Here is a 22301-nt window from a genome sequence, read left to right on the forward strand (position 1 = left end):
CTGTCTTTCGGGGTGGGCTCAAGTCCGGTCAGCTCGCCGTGGCCTGATCGGCGTTCGACCGATCAGGCCATTGCGGGCGACCTGCGGCGATCCTCGGGCATCGCGGTTAACGGACAGTTTCGGCACATCGCATCCGGGCCTAGGGCGCGGCTGTCGCCGCCAGCAACGCATCCAGCGTGGCGCGCGTGCGATTGCTGTCATCCAGCAGCACCCGCGAGGCACCGACCGGACCGGGTCTGGCCGGCGGCCCCTGCTGCGGAAGCACGCGGCCGGCGGCCGGCGACCAGACGGGATCACCCGATTCGGCGATGGCCTCCCAGGCGCGCGATGCAAGCAGACCGGCCATGGGTGCGGCCTCTGGCCCCCCTTCCGGAACCGGCGCGCCTTGCAGGGCCGACCGGGCGGCAAGCCGGATCCGTTCTGCCGACTCGCCATCCCGGCCGGCGATCAGGCGCAACGCAGCAGCGGGATCGCCGCGTTCCAGATTGGCCTGCGCGGCCAGGGTGGCGGCTTCGGGGTGGCCTACCGGATCCCGAAGTTCGGGGGAAATCCACGCCAGGGCATGGTCGGCAAATCCATGCCCCAGAAGCCGTTCGGCAACCCGTAGCCGAAGCCCGGGTTGCAGGGTGCCAGGCACGTCTGATGCCGGGATCACGGCGCGCGCCAGAAACTCGTCATCGCCCGCGTTGCGGGCCAGAAGGCGCCAGATTTCCGGATCGGCCGCGCCTGAGTCAGGCCGGGCGCGGAAGGCCAGATCGAACTGGCCAGCCGCCGCGGCGGCGATGGCCAAGGCGTTTTCAAGCATCGGCTCTTCCGGGCTGCCGCGGTATTCGTGCAGCAGCGCCTCGATCTGCGTGATCATTTCGGGCGGCACGGGCTTGTCCTGCGCGGCGAGCGTTACCGCAAGCGGTGCCACGCCGGTTTCGGTGGCCCGCGAATGGTCATTCGTTGCGGTTTTCAGATCGGCCTCGGCGCGGGCATGTTCCCCCGCCGAAAGCGCCTGTTCCGCCCGCAGCAGCGCCGCCGCCGGGTCCGACGGGGCCAGCGGACGTTCCAGCGCCGATTGCAGGGCAAAGACCGTGGCGGTATCGCCCGCGGCGGTGAACTTGCCGATCAGATCGGGGGCAAACTGGCGTCGCAGGTGAACCGGCAGGCCGTTGAAGGCCCGGATGACCGCCGCCCGATCCGCATCCGGCGTGACCTTGTCAGCGGCAAGTGTCGCCCAAAGGGCGGCCTCGCCGTCGCAGGCCGCCATGCCGGCAAACGGACCCGGCCCTGCCTCGCCGTCAAGAATGGATGCCATCGCCGCCCAGATCCCGCGATCTTCGTGCTGGCTCTGGAAGGATTCGATGGCCTGACGCGCCTCGGCCCCGAAACCGAGATAGAGAAGCAGGCGCACATAGTCGGCCAGCGCATCGTGGTTCGTGTGGTCGAATTCGCCAAGAAGGCCCTGCCGGGCGGTGGCAAGTTGGGCTGCGACGTCTTCGGCCTGTCCCCAGTCGGCAAGCCGCAGGCGGCGGTCATCCAGGCAGGTGGCGCCATCCGGCATCATGGCGGGCCTTGCATCCTGATCGGGAAGGATGACAAGGCCAAGGTCCAGCCCGGCACGGATCTGGCCTGCCCCGGCGTGCGCTGTCGCCTGCCCGTCCCGCTGCGGGACCACGCCTTCCGGCAGCGCCATCTGTACCACACCGCGAGCGGCCGCGTCGCTCAGGTCCCGCAAAAGTCTTTGCCGCGCCTCTTCCGTCTGGATCGCTTCGGTTCCGAAGGCGGCCTGGTCTGCCGGCAAGACAGTTGGCAGGGGGGCCGGCGGGGCGGCAGGGGCAACGGGCGGCAAGGTCGCGCCCACATAGGGCGCGGACGGGCGCGGACGGGGTCGAAGGGCAATGGGTGGCGGCGACTCTGCCATGCGTCGCGCCGCTAGCGGCTGTTCGAAGGCGGAACCGGGCGGCGGCGGTCCGTCGCGCACGTCGAGAACCAGCACGCCGGGGCGGAATTCGAAAGCCTGCACATGGCAGCCGCAACCGAGGACCAGGCGCAGCGCAGCCCCGTCGGGCGTGGCGGGCGCGGCCTCAAGCGTTGCGATGCGGGACCGGCCGATCAGGCGGAAGGCACCGCTCAGGTCAACGGCCAGGTCGGGACCCGACAGTCGCAGTTCGTATCCGTCGGGTGTCGCGCCCAGGCTCCACCCCGTGCCCGCGCCCGCATCGACCACAAGGCGGGTGAACCCGTCATGTTCGCCCGATGTCACCCGGACCGTGGCGGCCTGGGCCATGGCGGACCAGATCATGCACAACAGAAGGGCCAGCGCGCGCATCACGCCGCATCCTGTTTCAGGCTGCGCACGGCCTCTTCCACGGCCTGGAAACTGGGGCGGACGTGGTGCGGCGTGTTCTGTCGACCGACCTCGATACAGATGTTCGGCGGATGCCGATGCAGGTTGGCCACCAGCACCTCGCGGATCAGGTGGTGGAAATGCCCATCCTCCTCGACAACGGCCTTCACCCGCACTGCGAAGGGGCCGACGATCCCGTAGGCGAGGAAGACGCCAAGAAAGGTGCCCACCAGGGCGCCGCCGATCATCTTGCCCAGCACCTCGGGCGGTTGGTCGATCGAACCCATCGTCTTGATCACGCCAAGAACGGCGGCCACGATACCCAGGGCGGGCAGCGCATCGGCCATCGACTGAAGCGCGTGGCTGGAATGAAGCGCGTGGTGCTGGCTCGCCTCCATGCGCTTGTCCAGAACATCCTCTACCTGATGCGGGTCGTCATAGTTCATGGACGCCGCGCGCAGCGTGTCGCAGATCAGGTCGATCGTCTCGTGATCCTTCTGGATCTTGGGGTAGCGCGAGAAGATCGCCGACGTTCCCGGATTTTCGATATGCTCTTCAAGCTCGACCGGATTGTTGCGTGCCACCCGGATCAGTTCGAACAGCAGGCACAGCAGATCGCGGTAATCCGCAGGCTTCCATTTCGGCCCCTTGAAGACCTTGCCGATGTCCTTCAGCGCATGTTTGACCGACGCCAGATCGTTGGACAAAAGAAACGCCCCGATCGCCGCACCACCGATCATGATCATCTCGAACGGCAGGGCCTTGAGGATGATACCCATCTTTCCGCCGGCCAGCATGTAACCGCCGAAGACCATCACGAAGATCACGGCGATGCCGATGATGCCGAACATGGAAAGGCTCCTTCACTGGGTAGGTTGCGTTGTCTTCAAAGCCGTTTGCGGCCTATTCGACGGGCGCGCGCGCATTGCGCCCGGCCAGCAGCACCGTCACGGAATGGCTGTTTTCGGGGGTCATCGCCGCCATGATCTGCGCCGCGATGTCGGGTTGCATCCGGCCAAGGAACCCGGCCGAAAACTCGGGCACCATCTGGTCGAAGATCGCCGCCGCCTGCTTGGGCTTCATCGCCTCGTAAAGCGAGGTCAGCCGGACAAGATCATCCTCTGCTGCGCTGTCGGCACGGGCGACCATCCTTGCGAGGCTGGCCTCGGCAGCCGCCATGTCATTCAGGCGCTGGCGGGAAAGCTGTTCGGCAAGCTCGACGGCGGCCTCGCGCCGGATCAGCGAGGCTTCGCGCGCAGCCAGCGCCGCCTCGCGTTCCCGCAGGGCACGGGCAAGTTCGGCCGGGGGCGCCGGGCAGTGCGCCGGCGCTGCCGCGGTGTCGTCGGGCGGGCTGTCGGCCACCTGGGTCTGGGCGATGGCAAGACCGATGCCGCTGCCGATCCGCACGGCGCCCGATGCCGCCATCAGAAGTGCCGCAACGGCAAGGACACCAAGACCGAGGCGATAGAAAAGGCGCTTCATGTCAGCACCTCATCCGCTTCGACGGGACGGCGGCGGACAAAGCGCAGCCGCCGCGACGTGTCGGACATGGGCGCGCCTTCGTAAGGCGCGCGTGCCGCATGCGCCTGTTCCGCCGCTGTCAGCCCGGCCGCCGCGGCCTCGGCCCGCAGTGTCAGCGTCTCAAGCCGGTCGGCGTTTTCGCGGGCGGCTGCCTGCGCACGGTTCAGCGCGCGGGTCATGTCATCGACCTGCGCCGAAAGAACGGCGATGGCCCCGCCCATTTCGGTTTCCAGTGTCGAGAACCGCTTTAACCGGCGCGCCAGGACATAGCAGTAGGCCGCCGCACCCAGACTGCCGAGGCCAAGCATCAGATCCGAAATCAGGTCCATTCCCGCCTCCTAGTTCAGCACGAATTCGGTGATCAGCAGATCGCGCACCCGGCCTTCGCCGGAAACGATCTGGATCCGGCGCAGCATCTGCGCGCGCAAACGGACAAGCGCCGCTGGATCCTCCAGCTCCCGCAGGGCGACGGCCCGCAGATAGCCGTTCATCACGTCGAGGATGCGCGGCATCAAAAGCGCCACCTCGGCCGAATGGGCGGGTGACACCTCAAGCTGCGAGGCCATGCGCAGATGCCGCACCGAGCCGCCGTTGCCGAGCGTGATGGTCAGCGGATCGACCGGAACAAAGGCGATTTCGGGCAGCGGTGCCGCATCGGCACCATCCGCCTTTTCCGCCCCGCCGCCGAACAGAAGGCCGGAATAGGTGGCAAAGAACCCGCCGCCACCCAGAACGGCGGCAAGGACAAGGGCGATGATCAAGCCAAGCCTCGAACGTTTCCGGGGCTTGGGGGGTTCGGCTTCGGTGGGTTCCGCCATCGTCGGCTCCTGATGGATCACGGCCCATGCATAGCCCCGATCTGGCTAACCGTTTCTTAAGCCGGTTTGGCGAATGTCGGCCCGAGGCGGCAGAAGCCGAAGCGATGGAGACTCGGGCGTGTCCAATCTTCTTTCCCTGTGGTCCGGAATGGATATCAGTAAGCGAATCATCGTTGCGGTGGCGACGATGGGCGTCTTCGCGGCGCTGATCTTCATCGGTGGGGCAGGCAGCCGGACGGAACGCGCGCTGCTTTTCGCCGGGCTTGATGGCCGCAACGCAGGCGCGGTGATCGAGGCACTCGACGCCGCCAACACTGCCTATGAGGTGCGGGGCAATGCGATCTATGTCGATCCCGCGCAGCGCGATCAGCTGCGGCTGACGCTCGCCGGGCAGGGCCTGCCCGAAACCGGGGGGGCGGGCTACGAACTGCTGGACGGGCTTTCGGGTTTCGGGACGACATCGCAGATGTTCGACGCCGCGTACTGGCGCGCGAAGGAAGGAGAGATTGCCCGGACGATCCTGGCAAACCCGATGGTCAGGGCCGCCCGCGTGCACATCGCCCGCGCACCTTCGCAACCGTTTCAACCCGAAACCGGCACGACGGCCAGCGTGACGCTGACAACGGCGACCGGCCAGGTGCCGCCGGATACGGCACGCGCCATTCGCCACCTTGTTGCGGCGGCGGTGGCGGGCCTGTCCCCTGCCGATGTCGCGGTGATCGACAGCGTTGGTGGCCTGATCACCGACCCGGAAGGCGCCGGCCCCGGCCCGACCGGGGGATCCGACCGTGAGGCGGAACTGCGCGACCGCGCCACCCGCCTGCTTGAGGCCCGCGTCGGCCCAGGCCGGGCGATCGTGCAGGTCAGTGCGGAACTCGTCACCGAGCGCGAATCGATTTCCGAACGTCTGTTCGATCCAAAGGGGCGCGTGGCGGTATCCACGGAAACTGAAGAGCGTGCTTCGTCGGAATCTGGGGCGGAGGGGTCGGTGACCGTGGCATCGAACCTGCCCGACGGGGACGGCGCCGAAGGCGAGGGCAACCAAAGCAGCCAGACCGAAACGCGGGAACGCACGAATTTCGAGGTATCCGAAACCATGCGCGAGGTGCTGCGCGTGCCCGGTTCGATCAGGCGGCTTTCCGTGGCGGTGCTGGTCGATGGCGTCGCCGTGACTGCCGCCGATGGGTCCACCACCATCGAGCCCCGCCCCGAGGAAGAACTGGCCATCCTGCGCGAACTTGTGGCGTCGGCGGTCGGACTGGACGAATCGCGGGGCGATACGCTGGCGATCCGGTCACTCGCCTTCGGCTCCGCTCCCGTCGAGGGAACCGAGGCCACGGCCGAGGGCTGGTCGATCATGGATCGGATCGACGTCATGCAACTGGTGTCGGTCGCGCTGCTGGCGCTGGTGGCGATCGTTCTTGGTCTTTTCGTGCTGCGTCCGGCCCTGACCGGGGCACGGGCACGCATCGCCGATGATGCCGCGGCCCTTCTGCCGACGGGGGCCGTTGCGGCCATCGGCGGACCGGACGCTGAGGGCGGCGCGCTTGTCGGGCGGGCAGTGGATCGTGTGGCCGATGGCGAGATCCTGCCATCGCTTGACGATGGCACGGATACCGAGGCCGACGACCCGATGGACCGCTTGCGCCGGTTGATCGCAGACCGGCAGGCCGAATCGGTCCAGATCCTGCGGGGCTGGCTTGAAACCGCAGACGAGGCGCAAAGATGAGCCCGCTCCGGCTTGAGGTCTTCGAAGGCCAGGCGGACGCCCCGGATCAGGCCGTGATGGCCGACAGCGGTTATCTGGAGGATCTGAAACTTGCCGCCTACGAACAAGGTTACGCGGCAGGGTGGGAAGACGCATCGTCGTCCGACGAAAGCGATCTTCGGACCCGCCAGCTTGCTGCGGCGCGCAACCTTCAGGCGCTGGCCTTCACGCATCATGAGGCGCGGGGTCTTCTGCTGCGCGCCCTGGCCCCGGTGATCCGGTCCCTGACCGACACGATCCTGCCCGAGATCGCGCGTGCCGCCCTTGGTGCGGTCGTGCTGGAAGAGGTGACGAAGGCGGCCGGACAGGCGCTTGAGGCACCGCTCGCCCTTCATGTCCATCCCGGAAGCCGCGCGCTGGTCGAACCCATGCTTCAGGCAACGACCGGCCTTTCCGTCCTTCTGCTGGATGAACCCAGCCTGCCGCCCGAACAGGTGCTGCTGCGGGCCGCGCCCGAAGAACGGCTTATCGACCTTGCCGACAGCGTGGCGCGCATCCGCGCCGCCATGGACGACTTCTTTCAAACCCCCCCGACGGGAGACCCAGGATGACCGAAGCGATCGATGCCAACCCGTTTTCCTCGGTTCCGATCGAGATCACCGTAGCGGTCGGGCGGGCCCGGCCTACAGTGCGGGCGCTGATGCGGATGGGGCCAGATGCCGTGCTGGCGCTGGATCGCCGGGTCGATGACCCGGTCGAACTTTACGTCGGTGACAGGCTGATCGCGCGTGGAGAACTGCAGGAGCTTTCGGGCGACCAGGCCGGGCAGCTGGCGGTCCGTCTGACCGAGCTTGTCAATCTGTCCGGGGGCCTTTGACCATGTGCCCTTTCCGGGCGGCAGGTCTCGCGGCGATTCTGGTCGGGCTGGCCGGGCCGCTGGCGGCGCAGACGCTCAGCTTCGATGCTGGGGCGGGGGGCTCCCTGTCGCTTACGGTGGTGCAGCTGATCCTGCTTATCACCGTTCTCAGCCTGCTTCCGGGCATCGCCGTGATGGTCACCTGCTTTCCCTTCGTGGTGACGGTGCTTTCGATCCTGCGGCAGGCGATCGGGCTGCAATCGGCCCCGCCCAACATGCTGATCGTCAGCCTGGCGCTGTTCCTGACATGGTATGTGATGGACCCGGTGCTGATGGCTGCCTGGAACGACGGGGTTCTGCCGATGACCGAAGGCGCGCTGCCGGTGGAACAGGCGATCCCGCGTATGATCGACCCGTTCCGCCAATTCATGCTCGCGCGGCTGGATGGCGAAACCTATGCCACGCTTGCAGGGCTGCGAAACGAAGCGATCACACCCACGGCGGCGGCGCCCCTTTCGCTGGTTGTGCCATCCTTCCTGCTGACCGAGGTGCAGCGCGCGTTCGAGATCGGGTTCATGGTCTTTCTGCCGTTCCTGATCATCGATCTGGTCGTTTCGGCGGTGCTGATGTCGATGGGTATGATGATGGTTCCGCCCGCCACGGTCGCCCTGCCGTTCAAGCTGGCCTTCTTCGTTATGGCCGACGGCTGGACGCTGGTTTCCGAGGCACTGGTGAAAAGCTACCTGTGATCCACCCGAAGGGCTCCCAGCCCGAATGTGCCGTGCCCGATGGCGCGTCCTGTGGAGAGTCGCGGTGACGCCGGGCCATCAGGGCCGCGATCAGCGCGCAGATCCCGCTAACGGGATGAACGGACCTCTGCTGATACTGCCTTGCATGCCCGGAAAGAAACCGAGGGCCAAGCCTGCCTTTCCAGGCGCAAGTCCGGGCCAGGCGCCAAGTCCAACAAGCGTTGCGGCTTTCATCGGCGCGAATTTTCCAATGGCACCGCCGGAACATGTGAAATGCCCCGCTGCGATCGACCAGCCGGTCCATCCGCGGCCAGGCAGCACCGCCAGGGTCGCCGCACATGTCGACAGGCCGCAAGCGTTTGCCGCGTTGGCACCGGATCAGTTGACGATGAATTCTGCATGCAGCGCGCCGGCCGCGTTGATCGTCTTCAGGATGTCGATCATGTCATGCGGTGCCACGCCAAGGGCATTGAGCCCCGCGATCAGGTCCGACAGGTTCGTGCCGCCCGACACCTCGGCAAGACCGGTTCCCGGATCCTGCTCGATCCCGGCGGCGGTGCGCGGAACGATCACGGTCTCCCCCTCTGCAAAGGGGTTCGGCTGGATCACAGCCGGAAATTCCTCAACCCGAAGGGTGAGGCCGCCCTGCGCCACCGCCACCCGGCTGATCCGCACATCCTCGCCCATGACGATTGTCCCCGATCTCTGGTCCACCACAACTCGGGCGCGGCGTTCGGGTTCGATCAGCAGGTTTTCCACCTTTTGCAGCACATGGGCAGGCGATGCGCCTGACCCTGTCAGATCGAGGGTGACCGTGCCCGGATCGATCATCGCCGCCACGGGCTTGCGGAAGGCATGGTTGATGGCCGTCTCGATCCGGGCCGCGGTGGTGAAGTCCGGCGTGCGAAGCGCGAGGCGGATGATCTCGAGCGTCGAGAAATCAAAGGCGACCTCACGTTCGATCCGCCCGCCGTTCGGGATGATCCCGGCGGTCGGCACCCCCTGCACGACACGCGCCGCAGCGCCTTCGGCGGATACGCCGCCGGCGATGATTGTCCCCTGTGCGACGGCATAGACCTGCCCGTCGGCACCGTTGAGCGGCGTCAGCACCAGCGTCCCGCCCAAAAGGCTTTTCGCATCCCCGATGGCAGAGACGGAAACGTCGATCTGCGCCCCGGACCGCGCGAAGGGCGGAAGCGTTGCCGTCACCAGCACCGCCGCCACGTTCTTGGGGCGGAAATCCTCGCCCGCGACATTGACGCCCAGGCGTTCCAGCAGGTTCGACATGATCTCTTCGGTGAAGGGCGCGTTGCGCAATCCGTCGCCCGTGCCATTCAGTCCCACGACCAGACCATAGCCGACAAGGTCGTTGCCCCGGACGCCATCGAACTGCACGAGGTCCTTGATGCGGATCTGTTCGGCCACGGCCGGGCCACAGAAAAGCATCGCAAGGATCAGGAAAAACCGTTTCATCGCAGGAAATCCATCAGGTTCAGCCGCGACATGCGGGCGGTGATCGCGAACACGCTTTCCAGTTGGCGCTGCGCCTCTTGCAGGCGGGTGGCGGAGGCGAAGGGATCGACGCCGATCAGCCCGACGCGGGCGATCTCGAGCCCGCTCCGCTGGGCGGCGCCTTGCGTGCCGATCCGGTCAAGCCGGTCGGCCACAACCCCAAGGGATGCCGCCAGCATCGTCCGGTCGGACCCTGCGGCAAACAGCACCTGCCCGGCGCGTGCGGCCAGATCCTTGCGCTGCGCGTCAAGGCCGGCCAGCGCGCCACGATCCAGCAGCGCGGCCATGGCGAGGCCCTTCAAGGTGTCGCGAAGCGCGGGATCGGCGGCGGTAACGGGCACAGCCACATTGTCGGTGTCCGATACAGGGATGCCCGGGGCCGCATCACCGCCCAGGTATGCGAAGGCGGCAAAGCCCGCGGGATCGTCGAACCAGGCGCCCGCCAGCGTCTCGACATCGGCGGCCGAGACGGCGCCCGCGACAACCGTCTGCAATTCATCGAGGATCTGTTGCGCGGGGCGCAAGGCAGGGCCGGCCTCGGCTCGGCCCGCGAACAGCGCGCGTTCCGCCAGCCTGCCGTTCAGCAGGCCCACCGTCGCCTCGAAACGGGTGGCGCTGTCGCGTGCAAGCGTGTCGACGGTGACGGCGTGGGCCGAGGCCGTGGCATTCATCAGATCGACCGAAAGGGCGGATGACATGTCATCGATTGCCTCGAGGGCTGATTGCACGGCGTCGATGCGCAGGTTCACCGCGCCGCGCGCCTGCGCGTAGGCGTCCAGCCGCTGAAGCGATGCTTCCAGCGCGACGAGGCTGTCGTTGCGGGCGGTCAGATGCGTGGCCGTCCGATGGACAAGGCCGGTGGTCGTTTCGGTCGTCGATCGGTTTATGGCCGTTTTCATCTGCCCCATCTGGGCTGTTCGCTGAAAGGTCTGGGCCAGATCACCAAAGGCGGGAAAGCGCAGCATCGTCAGATCCCCAGCAAGGTCTGGATCATGTCGTCGACTGTCTGGATCAGACGCGCGTTGGCCGCATAGGCCTGTTCGACCAGCAACAGTGCCTGCATTTCCTGATCGGTATCGACACCATTCTGAAGCTCAAGCGCCTTCATCCCGGAATGGCGGCTGGACAGATAGGTGGATTTCAGGTCGGCCTGCCCGTATTCGGTGGCCGCAAGCGAAAGGAACGCGCCCGCCAGGCCCGTGGCCGAGGTCGCCCCCGCCGCGAGATCGGCGGACAGCGCGAGCCGCGGATCGGACAGCGCGCCGCGCAACGCGGCAAGGCGCGATGGATCGCCCGGCGGGCCCGGAGCGGCCGCGCCGATCCCGTCGCGCAACCGCCAGATCGCGCCGCCCGCAAGGGGATCGACCGCCGCGTTGATCCGGAGCCTCTGGGCAAGCCCCGCCTCGGTCAGCGGATCGAAGGTCGCGCCAAGATCGGTGAACAGGCCGGGTGCGCCCGGCGCCAGCGTCGGATCCACGGCGGGATCGGCCGTCCGTTCCATCAGGTCGCGCGCGATCGCGTCGATCCGGGCCTGTGCCTGCGGGCCAAGCCTGTCGCGGATCTCGAACCGGGCGCCAAGTGCGCCGCCGTTGACAAGGCTGCCCTGTGTGCCGGGTGTCATCGGCACACCGTTCAGCGTCAGCCCCGACAGCCCGCCCGAAGCCATCGTCATTTCAGGCGTGACCATCGCCGCACGGGTGAAGCCCAGAACCGATGGCCGACCGTCCAGCAGCACTGCACCAGAGGTCGTGTAGATTGCGATCTGCCCGTGATCCCTGTCCACGACGCGGAGAGGGAGGAGACCGGCCAGCCTGTCCACCATCTGGCTGCGCTGATCCATCAGCGCCGACGGGTCACGGCCTGCGCTGGATTGGCCCCGGATTTCCGTGTTCAGATCGGCGATCCGGGCCAGCGTCTGGTTCACGGTGGCGACATCGGCCGAAATCCGGTTGTCTGCGGCATTGCGGGCTGTCTGAATGGACCGGCCGATCCGGCTGATGCCATCGGCAACCGCGCGGGCCGCATCCAGGACCTGCGCCAGATGCGCGTTCGAGCCGGGATTGGCCGCCGCCGTCACAAGGGCCGCGTCAAGCCGACCTATCCCTGCCGAAAGCGAGCCTGCATCCTCGGCGTTGCCGATGGCATCCAGAAGCCCCGAAAGGAAATCCGCGATCTCGGACCCGCCCGCCAGATCAGACTCGGCCATGCGGCGGTCCGAGGTCAACGCCGGGTCGGTCAGGCGGTTGACGCCCGTGATCGAAACCCCCTGTCCGCTGTCGCCGACGCGGCGCGCGGCCAGTTCCAGCTCGCGCCGGGCATAGCCTTCGGTCATGGCATTCGCCACGTTCGACGAAATCAGTTCGGCGGCGCGGCTTGCGGCCTGAAGCCCGGAAAGGGCGCTGGACAGGGTGGCGGAAATGGTCATCCGGCCCTACCCGTCAGCGTTTGATGTTGGTGGTTTCCTGCAACATCTCGTCCACCGTCTGGATCACCTTGGCGTTCGAGGAATAGGCGCGCTGCGTCTGGATCAGCGCCGTCAATTCGCCCGCGACATCGGTGGTGGACCCTTCGCGCGCATAGCCCACGACCGATCCCGTCGGCCCGTCGCCCGCATCCCACAGGAAGAACGATCCGCTTTCGGGCGAAACCTGATAGGTCTGGTTGTTCAGCGCGATCAACCCGTTGAGGTTGGGCATGTCGACCAGCGGGATCTGATAGAGACGCCGGGTAAAGCCGGTGTCGTAGGTGGCCATGATATAGCCGTTCTCATCGACCTCGACCGCGGTCAGGTTTCCCACGGGCGACCCGTTCTTGGTGATCGAGGTGGGCGCGAAACTGTCGGACAGTTGCGTCAACCCGTTCGGATCGCCAAGCCGCCCGATGGTCAGCGTCAGCGGCCCGCCTCCGACGGTCAGGTCAAGCGTGCCGGTGGCCGCGTCATAGGTGCCGCCCGAAACCACCGTCACGTTGGCCAGCGTCCCGCCATTGCCGCGCGTGTCGTCGAAGGTCAGCGTGTATTCCCCGATCAAGGCCCCGTCCTGCGCCGAATCGCGGATCTGAAGCGTCCATTCGTTTGAGGCCCCCGTTGCCGGAACGGTGGGCGTAAAGGTGATGTCGAGCGATTCCGAGGTTCCGAGGTTGCCGAAATATTCCACGGAAAGCGGCAGCGTATCGCCTGCGGCGCCGGCCACGGTATGGGTGGCGGGCAGGTTCACGCCCAGCTTCATCTGCGTTGTCGGATCGCCCGCCTGCTGGTTGGCGTTCACCACGACCGGCACAAGGCCCGCGATCGTGTCGCGCGGCAAGACCGGGATCGTGCCGTCGGCATTGGCGGGCCATCCCAACAGGACAAGGCCCGACTGCGTGCGCAGGACGCCGTCGGCATCGGGGTTGAACGACCCCGTGGTCGTCATCATCAGGGTCCTGTCGCCGATGTTGGTGTCCAGCCCGACAGAGGGCGTCACCGGCAGCATCCCACGCCCCGATACCGCGATGTCGAGCGCGTTCGAGGTGGATACGAGTGCGCCCTTCTCGTTGATCAGACGCTCGGTCGAGGCGCGCACCCCTCCGGCCGAATAGGTGCCCGCGCCTGGCGCCTCGCTGATGACCATGCTCTGGAAATCGGTCACCGCGCGCTTGTAGCCATAGGTCGCCGAGTTCGCGATGTTGTCGGAAATGGTGGCAAGCCGCGTGGCATTGGCGTTCAGCCCGGCCACGCCCGCATTCAGCGAGGAGGAAATCGTCATTCGAAAGCGCCTTTCTGCTGCTTCGATCCCTTTTGCAGACCGAGGCTTGCCGCAAAGCGCTTAACAGCCGCCTAACAGATAAAGATCGACCGATTTCCCCTAGCGATCACTCCGCAGCAGAACCAGTTCTACCCGGTTGTTGCGGACAGCCATCGGGTTGGCCGTGACCGGTCGGCGGTTGGCATGGCCTGTCACCCGCGCGATCCGGCCGTCGGGAAGCCCGGCGGACACCAGCAGGTCGCGCATCGCCATCGCCCGGTCTGCGGTCATCGACCAGGTGGGATCGTCGATCAGGGTGATCGGGAAGGACCGGACATGCGCGTTGATCGCCACCGGGTTTTCCGCAAGGTTCAGGACCTCGGACAGAAGATCGCCCAGAAGCGCCATCGTGTGCGACGGACTGGCGGTTTCGTCAACGAACAGGGGCCGCCCTTCCAGATCGAAGATCTCGATGACCAGCCCCTCATCCGTGACGCGGGTCACGACATGACGCAGCGCCTGCTGCATCGTCATGCTTTCCCCGCCCAATGCTGTAAGCGCCTTGATGACCCGTTCGATCGCCTCGGTGTCGCGCTGCATCGTCTGGGCATCGACGCCGGGCTGATCGGCCTGCCGCATCTCGCCGCGGGCGGCGTTCGCCTCGGTCGGCCGGATGTTGCTGGCGCCGGTCCCGGTCTGGGCAAGCTGCTGTTCGGTAAAGATGCTGTCGCCGCCAAAGGCGCCCTCGCCCCCGCCCGAGATGCGGTTGATCGGGATCGTCGGGTTGAAGTAATCCGCGATACCCTTGCGCTGTTTCTCCGTCGTCGCGTTCAGCAGCCACATCAACATGAAGAATGCCATCATCGCGGTCACGAAATCCGCATAGGCCACTTTCCAGGCCCCACCATGATGACCGCCGCCCCCGACGACCTTCTTCCGTTTGATGATGACTGGCGCGGCATTTGATTGCCCGGCCATGCACCACACCCATTTACACCCGCGAACAGGAATACCCGGTCTGGGTGAATGGGCGTTTAACCTGTTGGATTTTAGGGTTTTGGCCCTCAGCGTTCGCGCAGCGCCTCGCGCGATTTGTAAAGCGGCTTGGTCAGGTAGCTGAGGATGGTCTTGCCCCCGGTCTGAAGCTCGACCTCGGCCAGCATGCCGGGGCGGATTTCAAGCCGGGTCTGCCGGTCGGTCAGCTGGGTCATGTCGACCTTCACCGTCACGCGATAGTGCGGATCGCCATCGGGGTTGCGCGACCGTTCGTCCCTGAACGTGTCCGCGCTGATGAAATGGACCTTGCCCTTGAGCGTGCCATAGATCGTGTAGTCATAGGCCGACAGCTTGATCGTGGCATCCTGGTCGTGCCGGACCGAGGCGATGTCTTCGGGTTTCACCCGCGCCTCGATGAAGAGTTCGTCCTCAAGCGGGATGATCTGCAGGATCTCTTCGCCCGGCCGCACGACCCCGCCGATGGTCGTCACCGAAAGCTTGTTCACGACGCCCTTCATCGGGGCCACAAGCGTGGTGCGGCGCAGCTGATCCTCGGCGATGGTCAGCTTCTGGCGCAGCGATGTCAGTTCGGTCAGGGTTTCGGAATATTCCCCGGCCTGCTGCAACTCCATCTCGGTCTGCGTGTCGCTGTAGCGGTTCTGCGCATCCGAATGGGACTTGCGCGCCCGCGTCACCTCGATCAGCGGCGCCAGTTCGCGCTGGTGCATCTTTTCCAGAAGCTGAAGTTCTGTCGCCGCCTGTTCCAGCACCGCCGCGGCACCGTCCAGCCTGCCGCGGAAATCGCCCTGTCGGGCCTGAAGCAGCGCGGCCTCGGATGCCGCGATTTCGGGCACGCGGGCGGCAAGATCCCCGGGCACCTCGAAGCGGTCGCGCCCCGCCATTTCGGCCTCAAGCCGCAGCCTGCGGATTTCCAGCGCCGCCACCTGATCGGCCAGATCGCGGGCGGCGGACTGATATTGCGTGCCGTGCAGCCGCCCCAGCACCTGGCCGGGTTCGACGACATCGCCTTCGGAAACGTCCAGTTCCGCCAGGATGCCGCCCTCCAGATTGCTGATGATCTGCGGACGCGACGACGATACGACCTGACCGGAAGCGCGGACGATCTCGCTGACCCAGGCGAAGGCGGACCACAGCAGGAACACGGCCACCGCGACGACGATCATCCAGACCGTCAGGCTTGGCCTTTGCATCCGGTTTTCGAACCCGTCATCCAGGATCACCGTCATTGCGCCGCCCCCCCTGCCGTTCGCGCATTCGTCAGATGCGCCAGAACCGCATCGCGCGGGCCATCCACGGCCAGCCGCCCGTTCTGAAGGATCAGCGTGCGGCTGGTCAGCTGCAGGATCGGCACGCGGTGCGTCGCGATTACGGCCGTTCGCCCGTCAAGCCATCCGTGCAGGCGGCTGACCAGTGTCGATTCAAGCGTCTGGTCCAGCGCAGCGGTGGGTTCGTCCAGCAGCACGATCTTCGGGTCCTGCAGCCAAAGGCGCGCCCAGCCAAGGCTTTGCCGCTGGCCTACCGACAGGCCCTCGCCCAGTTCGCGGATTTCAAGATCCAGACCGCGCGGGTGGTTTCGGATGAAAGGTCCAAGCCCGGCGAAATCCAGCGCGGCAAGAAGACGGTCGTCGTCGCGCTCAAGCCCGTTCATGTTCAGGTTGTCGCGGATCGTTCCGGAAAACAGCCGCACGTCCTGACCCAGGTATCCCAGGCTGCGGCGCAGGTCGCGGGGGTGGATCTGCCCCATGTCGAGCCCGTCCAGCAGAACGCGCCCGCCGGTGGGCTCATAAAGCCCGGCCAGAAGCCGAAGCAGCGTGGATTTGCCCGATCCGTTGGTGCCCAGAACCGCCACATGCTGGCCCGCGGGTATGGCCATTGCCGGAATGTCGATCGTTGGCGCGGACTGCGGATCATAGCGGAACTCAAGCGCGCGCAGCTCATAAGCGCCCGCGATCTCGTCACGGCGCAGATAGGTGCGGGACTGGTCTTCGGCCTGGTTCGTGTTCACCAGCGTATCAAGACCATCCAGCGCCGCCCTGACATTGGTCCAGCGCGCCATGGTGGAGGAAAGCTGCGCCAGGGGGCCAAGCGTCCGGCTGGTCAGGATGCCGATCGCGATGATCGTGCCGACCGTGAAGTTTCCGGCAAAGACCTGATAGGCTCCGACGACGACCGCCGTGACGTAAGTTGCCTGCTGCACGCCCTGCGCCCAGTAGGTCAGAAGCGAGGAAAGCTTGCGCTGATCCGAGGATTTCGCGGCAGTCAGGGCGTTGAGTTCCGCCCATATGCGGCGGATGCGGCCCTGTGCGCGTTGGGTGGTGACGGTTTCCTGTTCGAACACTGCCTCGTAAAGCAGTTTCGAGGCGCGCATGCTGGCCCCTTGCGTGGCCTGCGTCAGTGCGACCATCCGCTTCTGGAACAGGAAGCCGGGCAGCACCATCAGCAGGCCGCCCGCGATCAGAACCCACACCAGATTGCCACCGATCGTTGCCACCAGTGCAAGGAAGATGATCACGAACGGAATGTCGGCCAGCGTCCCGATGGTCGAGGCGGTGAAGAATTCGCGCACCGCGCCGAATTCGCGCATCGTGCTGAAGACCTGGCTGGGCTGGCGTTCCGAAGGCGGCACCTTCATGCCCAGAAGCCGGTCCATCAGGATCCCTTGAACCGTCAGTTCGATCTGCCGCCCGGTCGAATCCATCAGGGTGGACCGCGCGACCTTCAGCGCCGCCTCAAGCATCAACGCCAGCATCGCGCCGATCGCCAGGACCCACAGCGTCGCCTCGGACTGGTGCGGGATCACCCGGTCATAGACCTGAAGCGAGAAAAGGGCGACCGAGACGGCCAGCAGGTTCGCCACCAGCGACCCGGCGGCCACCTCGATCATCTGGCGGCGGAAACGGCCGAACTGTCCCCAGAACCAGTGATCGGCGGACAGGCGCGGAAGGTGGCGGCGTTCCAGCGCGGCGACGGGCTGCTTCAGCCGCAGGACGTGACCGGTAAAGACGCTTTCGAAATCGGCGCGGGGCACGTCGTCGCGGTGGTCGGCGCTGGAGGGGTTGTAGACGGTGAATTCGGCTTCTGTTTCGTCCAGCACAAGGACGATCTGGCCATTGGACATCTGCGCCAGCGCGGGCCAGATGCCAGGCCGGCCAGAGGTTTCCCGCACCAGCGCAGGTTTCAGGCCCAGGGCCGCCATGCCCCGCGCGAGGTCGCGCAGAGCCGGTAAGGCGCCGCTTTCCCCTGCCTTCTGGTGCAGGTGTTCCAGCAGATCGGTGCGCGAAATTTCGTGGCCCGTCAGCGCGGCAAGCACCACCGCCAGACCGGCCCGGCCGTCAAGACGCGGGTCCATCCGGGGCGGGGCCGCCGCCGGTGATCCCGCGACAGGGCGTGCCGGGGCCGATCCCGCCACGCGGGCCGCGTTCATGTCGAAGGCGATGACGCGATCCGTCACAAGCGCGCTCCATCCACCAGAACGCCGCGTTCCGCCGCCATCCGGACCTGGCGGATCGCGATTTCGTATTTCAGCGAGGCGTGTTCGCGTTCCTGCCCGGACAGGGTTTCATACATGCCGACCAGTTCCATCAGCGGGCGGCGGCCGACCTTGTACTGTTCGGTAAAAAGCGAAAGGCTGCCGCGTGTCTGTTCCAGCACGTTCTTGGTTTCTGCCTCGCGGATGCGCAGCGCGTCGATTTCCTTCTGCAGGGCCACAAGGCGCCGCGCGGCATCCTGGCGTTCCTCGGCCTCGCGCCGGTCTGCGACTTCGCCCGCGGCATCCAGCGCCTCAAGCTGTGCGCCGGTCCCAAGGCCCAGCAGCCGGTCGGCACCCAACCTCAGGCCCCCGGTCAACCCGCCCCTTCCGATCGAGCCGGCAGCCTTCAGCCCCGGCAGATGCGCGGCGCGTTCCATCTGCGCCTCGGCCACATTCCGGGCACCTTCGCCCCGCGCCTTGAGGACGGAAAGCGGCTCTGGCCCGCCCGGATCGGCAGGCAGCAGCTGTAGCCCGGCAATGCCATCCAGCGGATGCGAGGCCATGGCGTTCAGCTCGGCCATGGCGAGGGACGCCGCGTTGCGATCTGCTGTCAGCGCGGCCTGCATCTCCGAGGTTTTCTGGATGATGACGTTCTGTTCGGACCGGTCCGACAGGCCGCCTTCGATCCGCCCGGCGACGATGCGTTCATATTCGCCCATCCGGGCAATCGCCGTTTCGGCCAGCCGGGCCTGTTCCTGCGCACGTTGCGCGGTGATGTAATGGATCAGCCCGTCCTGGATGCGGCGGTTGATGTCCATCGAAAGATTGACGGCGGCGACCTCGACATCGGCTGCGGCAAAGGCGCGTTCGGCCTTCTTGTAGCCATTGTCGAACAGGACCTGTTCCACAAGAATGGATGCCGCGACCGAACCGAGCGAGCTTAGATCAACCGACGGCCCGACCGAAGGCAGCCAGTTCTTCGACTTCGCTTCGGCGGTGAGGCTGGCCACGCGCAATTCGGCCTGCGCCGCCCCGGCCGAGGCGGACAGCACCGCCTGCGCGACCTGTGCGTAGGGACCATCGGTGATGATGGATCGGCGTTCGGAAAGCTGGTCGATGATCGCCGACCGGGTTTCCGCCTGGTTGCCTGCGGCGGCAAGTTCGCCCTGGGGTTCGCTCGTCACGGTATCGGGGCGGGCATCGTCGGACATGCGGAACATGCCGACGACCCCGTTCCCCGCATCCATGCATCCCGACAGGATCAGGGCCAGAGCCATCAGCGGACCGAGGCGAACCGCCCCGGCCCCTGTCCTGCTTGCGACCGGCCGTTTCATTCCGGCCTCCGTCAGATGACGGTGTTGATGTCGTCGTCGACCAGAAGGCTCGCGCCGCTGTCACCCAGCGTATAGACCACATAGCTCTGACCGCCGATCACGGTCGTCTGGCCAGTGCCTTCCGCGCCGGTGGCGGTCACGGTGTCGTCGGCGTCGCCCTTGACGATCAGGCTGTTTTCCGGCCCGGTCAGCGCGATCAGCTGCTGTTCGGTGATCGTCAGGTCGGCATCCGGCGCAAAGGTCAGGTCAATCGCCGCCAGGTCAAAGCGGGTCAGGCCCGAGCGGGTCAGATCCACATCCACGCCGCTGGTGTTGTCCACGATCAGCAGCGTGCTGGCCGTGTTGCCCGCCTCGTCCGAGTTGTTGATGACCAGATAGCTGCCATCCGGCACGGTCGAGCTGAAGCGGAAGTTCGCTTCGTCCCAGACAGTGTCGTCGGACCGGACCGCGTTGACCGTGGTCGATGCGCCCGAGGCGTCGATCCGCGCGAAGCTGTAGATATCGTCCGTCAGTTCCGTGCCGATACCGCGAAGACCCGAGGCGTCGCGCGAGAAGGACACCACATCTGGCGATTCCGGCGCGATCGTGTCCAGACGGAAGTCGCGGGTGAAGCTGTCGACGTTCCCGGCGGCATCGGTCGCGGTGACAGTGGCCACCATGTCCATTTCGCCCGCCGGCAGCGAAGAGGCCGCGAAATTCGCCACCCAGCGTCCGTTCGAATTGGCGCGAACGGTCATTTCGGCGCCGTTCGAAAGTTGCACCACCACTGAGGCACCCGGTTCCACCGATCCTTGCAGAACCAGGCCCTGCGCGGCTTCGGCGGCGTTCAGGATGTCATCGCCGGCGATCCTGCCCTGAAGCGCGAGGTTGCGCACCAGCGTATCGACCGCGACTTGCTGCGTCAGCGTCGATGTGTTGCCGACCGCATCGGTTGCCGTCGCCGTCAAGGTCACCGAATTCTCGCCAGCCGGAATTTCGCCCGAGGGAATGACGACCGACCACGTGCCATCGGCCCGGACGGTTGCTTCGCGGGTGGTGCCGGATCCGAACCTGACCATCACGGTCGAACCCGGTTCCACGGTGCCGGTGACGGTCATTCCTGCCGCCGCTTCGGCGCCGTTCAGGATCGCATCTGCCTTGACCGCGCTGGTGTCGGGCGACTGGGTGAAGTTGCGCACCTCGGTATCGACCCGCACCGTATGGCTGTCGGTCGCCACGTTTCCGGCCGCATCCCGCGCCGAGACGGTCACGGTCGAGGTATAGGTGCCCGCGCGGATCTCCGATGCGCCATAGGTCGCCGTCCAGGTTCCGTTCTGGGAGGCCGTCACCGTCTTGGTGATACCTTCAAAGCTAACCTGCACCGTGGCGCCCGGTTCGGCCGTTCCGGTCAGGGCAACCGATGCCGTCCGTTCCGCGCCCGAGATGGTGTTGTCGCCACCGGCCTGGCCGTCATTGAACGCAACCGACATTTCTGTATCGACACGGATCGACTTGGTAGCCGTGGCCGTGTTGCCCGCCGCATCGGTCGCGGTCACGGTTGCCGTCGCCGCATAGGTGCCCGCCGCGATCGAGGCGGCCGGGAAGTTGGCCGACCATTTGCCATCCGCCGCGACCGTCGCCTGCCGCGTCGTGCCGTTCCATTCCACCGACACGGTCGATCCCGGCTGCGCCTGACCCGTGAGGGTGACGCCCGCCGCCGCTTCGGCGGCGTTGACGATGTCATCGCCTGCGACGGGCGAATTGATCGTGACCGAGGTGCGCGTGTCGATGACAAGCGTTTCGTTGATCGTCGTCTGGTTGCCGAGGGCATCGGTCGCGGTGATCACCACGGGGATGCTGTATTCGCCGGCCGCCACCTGCGATTGCGTGAAGGTCACCGACCATGTGCCATCTGCCGCAACCGTGGTCGACTGGCTGTGACCGTCGATCGTAACGACGATCGCGGCGCCCGCCTCGCCCTCGCCAGAGATCGTCACGCCATCGGCGTATTCCGCAGCGTTCTCGACATCGCCTGCGCTTTCCACGCCGGCGGTCGCCTCTACCTCGGGCGGCGTCATGTCGATCACGAAGCGAGGACCGTTCATTTCGGTCGTCGTGCCATCCGGCTGGGTGAAAACGACCTCGGACCGATAGGTGCCGTCGGCAGGAAAATCGGTTTCGGGGAAGGTAACGCCCCATGTGCCATCCGGACGGATCGTCGTGGTCTTGGTTTCCGTTCCGATCGTCACTGTCACGGCATCGCCGGGTTCGCCCGTGCCGGTCACGACAAGGCGCGGATCTTCGGTATTCGTGGTCAGCGTGTCGGTTGCGTTGGGACGATCCACCGTCGGCTGGGCGCGATCATCGCCACCGCCGTCGCCACCGCCGTCACCGTCACCATCGCCGCCGCCGTTACCACCTCCGTCGCCGTCACCGTCACCGCCACCGGCGTTCGAACCGCCGCCGCCCAGAAGGGCTGCGCCGCCCAGAAGGCCTGCACCGGCAGCCGCAGCCGCGCCAGAGCCGAGCCCGCCCAGCAGACCCGGTGCTAGAAAGCCCATGCCCGCCGGTTCATCGGTGTATTCGCCGTAGGTCGCCGCCGCGTCCGATTGCGCAAAGCGAAGGTCATCCAGCGCGGAATACTTGTCCCAGCCCTGGGCCGGGCCGTATTCGGCATAGATCAGGCCATTGCCGCTGTCGTTCAGCATGACCTCCGAGATCACGCCATCCGAGCTGAGGTAAAGCCGGTTGTCAGCCACCGCAGCATCGTTGAAAAACCCGTTCAGGGTGACCGTGCTGCCATCGGTAAGCTTGATGATGAGATCCGCGCCCTGGCGTTCATACGACACCACCGATGCGCTGGAAATGTTGAGAGAGACGCTTTCTCCGGTTCCGACGGGAATGAAGCTGCTGCCCTCACCGCCTACCGTACCACGTACAATTCCGCCCGCAGCATTGCGAACGGCGAAATCAATCGCCTGGGCCATCTTTACTACTCCGCCTCGAACCGGGACTGCCCCCGGCATTTGTGTTCAGGTCACTTTCGGACCCATTGCGACAACGGATACCTCTATTTTGCCACAATTTCTAGAGGTTCGATGCGGGTGTGGCGCTTTTTGTGTAAATTTCCCCCCAGTTTGCGCAATTTGATTACCCGGCCACTATATTTTGTGTCCAAAATCACACGCCCTTTTCCAATTGGGGCCTTGTTGTCTCAAAGGTAGTAAAAATCGGCCCCTGCGCCGTAACGGTGCCGAACTTGTGTCGCGCCTCGCGTC

General features: G+C 66.0%; 18 protein-coding genes. 4 read left to right on the plus strand and 14 right to left on the minus strand.

The window, feature by feature from the left end; genetic code table 11:
- Nucleotides 1-139 precede the first annotated feature (139 nt).
- The 5 genes from E7811_RS08030 to E7811_RS08050 are packed head-to-tail and all read right to left on the minus strand — an operon-like array spanning nt 140 to nt 4674.
- Nucleotides 140-2317: a hypothetical protein gene (locus tag E7811_RS08030; protein ID WP_136393996.1), complete on the minus strand. Its 2178-nt coding sequence runs from the start codon at nt 2315-2317 to the stop codon at nt 140-142.
- A complete protein-coding gene (motA, locus tag E7811_RS08035; protein WP_136393997.1) occupies nt 2317-3186 on the minus strand; it encodes a flagellar motor stator protein MotA in 870 nt (289 codons plus the stop codon). The genes E7811_RS08030 and motA overlap by 1 nt, the downstream gene beginning before the upstream one ends.
- A gap of 52 nt (nt 3187-3238) precedes the next feature.
- Nucleotides 3239-3817 (minus strand): MotE family protein, encoded by a 579-nt coding sequence (locus tag E7811_RS08040; protein ID WP_136393998.1) that lies wholly within the window; start codon nt 3815-3817, stop codon nt 3239-3241.
- A complete protein-coding gene (locus tag E7811_RS08045; RefSeq protein WP_136393999.1) occupies nt 3814-4185 on the minus strand; it encodes a hypothetical protein in 372 nt (123 codons plus the stop codon). Before E7811_RS08045 ends, E7811_RS08040 begins: the two co-directional genes overlap by 4 nt.
- A gap of 9 nt (nt 4186-4194) precedes the next feature.
- A complete protein-coding gene (locus E7811_RS08050; protein WP_136394000.1) occupies nt 4195-4674 on the minus strand; it encodes a flagellar basal body-associated FliL family protein in 480 nt (159 codons plus the stop codon).
- 148 nt (nt 4675-4822) lie between these two features.
- Here E7811_RS08050 and fliF point away from each other — a divergent pair, with 148 nt between their 5' ends.
- The 4 genes from fliF to fliP are packed head-to-tail and all read left to right on the plus strand — an operon-like array spanning nt 4823 to nt 7987.
- Nucleotides 4823-6403 (plus strand): flagellar basal-body MS-ring/collar protein FliF, encoded by a 1581-nt coding sequence (gene fliF / locus E7811_RS08055; RefSeq protein ID WP_246020263.1) that lies wholly within the window; start codon nt 4823-4825, stop codon nt 6401-6403.
- The gene (locus E7811_RS08060; RefSeq protein ID WP_136394002.1) at nt 6400-6993 is read left to right on the plus strand and encodes a FliH/SctL family protein; all 594 of its coding nucleotides are present in this window, start codon (nt 6400-6402) and stop codon (nt 6991-6993) included. Before fliF ends, E7811_RS08060 begins: the two co-directional genes overlap by 4 nt.
- Nucleotides 6990-7259, plus strand: a complete 270-nt coding sequence (locus E7811_RS08065) for a FliM/FliN family flagellar motor switch protein (RefSeq protein ID WP_136394003.1) — start codon at nt 6990-6992, stop codon at nt 7257-7259. Before E7811_RS08060 ends, E7811_RS08065 begins: the two co-directional genes overlap by 4 nt.
- Before the next feature lie 2 nt (nt 7260-7261).
- Complete coding sequence (gene fliP, locus E7811_RS08070; RefSeq protein WP_136394004.1) at nt 7262-7987, plus strand: flagellar type III secretion system pore protein FliP; 726 nt, start codon at nt 7262-7264, stop codon at nt 7985-7987.
- Nucleotides 7988-8365: 378 nt separating this feature from the next.
- On the opposite strand, the gene E7811_RS08075 is transcribed toward fliP, so the two are convergent.
- From E7811_RS08075 to E7811_RS08115, 9 genes are all read right to left on the minus strand, one after another.
- On the minus strand, nt 8366-9460 hold the full coding sequence (locus E7811_RS08075) for a flagellar basal body P-ring protein FlgI (protein WP_136394005.1): 1095 nt from the start codon (nt 9458-9460) through the stop codon (nt 8366-8368).
- The gene (locus E7811_RS08080) at nt 9457-10398 is read right to left on the minus strand and encodes a flagellin (protein ID WP_168732950.1); all 942 of its coding nucleotides are present in this window, start codon (nt 10396-10398) and stop codon (nt 9457-9459) included. The genes E7811_RS08075 and E7811_RS08080 overlap by 4 nt, the downstream gene beginning before the upstream one ends.
- A gap of 68 nt (nt 10399-10466) precedes the next feature.
- Nucleotides 10467-11924, minus strand: a complete 1458-nt coding sequence (gene flgK, locus E7811_RS08085; protein WP_136394007.1) for a flagellar hook-associated protein FlgK — start codon at nt 11922-11924, stop codon at nt 10467-10469.
- 13 nt (nt 11925-11937) lie between these two features.
- Entirely contained in the window at nt 11938-13245 is a 1308-nt protein-coding gene (locus tag E7811_RS08090; RefSeq protein ID WP_136394008.1) for a flagellar hook protein FlgE, read from the minus strand.
- A gap of 99 nt (nt 13246-13344) precedes the next feature.
- Entirely contained in the window at nt 13345-14202 is an 858-nt protein-coding gene (locus E7811_RS08095; protein ID WP_136394009.1) for a flagellar motor protein MotB, read from the minus strand.
- A gap of 86 nt (nt 14203-14288) precedes the next feature.
- Nucleotides 14289-15467, minus strand: a complete 1179-nt coding sequence (locus tag E7811_RS08100) for an HlyD family efflux transporter periplasmic adaptor subunit (protein ID WP_136394010.1) — start codon at nt 15465-15467, stop codon at nt 14289-14291.
- Entirely contained in the window at nt 15464-17665 is a 2202-nt protein-coding gene (locus E7811_RS08105) for an ATP-binding cassette domain-containing protein (protein ID WP_136394283.1), read from the minus strand. The genes E7811_RS08100 and E7811_RS08105 overlap by 4 nt, the downstream gene beginning before the upstream one ends.
- Before the next feature lie 23 nt (nt 17666-17688).
- Nucleotides 17689-19044 carry a TolC family protein gene (locus E7811_RS08110; protein WP_136394011.1) on the minus strand — a complete coding sequence of 452 codons (1356 nt, stop codon included), beginning with the start codon at nt 19042-19044 and terminating at the stop codon, nt 17689-17691.
- 11 nt (nt 19045-19055) lie between these two features.
- The gene (locus tag E7811_RS08115) at nt 19056-22010 is read right to left on the minus strand and encodes an Ig-like domain-containing protein (RefSeq protein WP_168732951.1); all 2955 of its coding nucleotides are present in this window, start codon (nt 22008-22010) and stop codon (nt 19056-19058) included.
- Between the last annotated feature and the right edge of the window lie 291 nt (nt 22011-22301).

Origin of the sequence: Aliigemmobacter aestuarii, from assembly GCF_004799285.1 — a bacterium.
Classification (GTDB): domain Bacteria; phylum Pseudomonadota; class Alphaproteobacteria; order Rhodobacterales; family Rhodobacteraceae; genus Aliigemmobacter; species Aliigemmobacter aestuarii.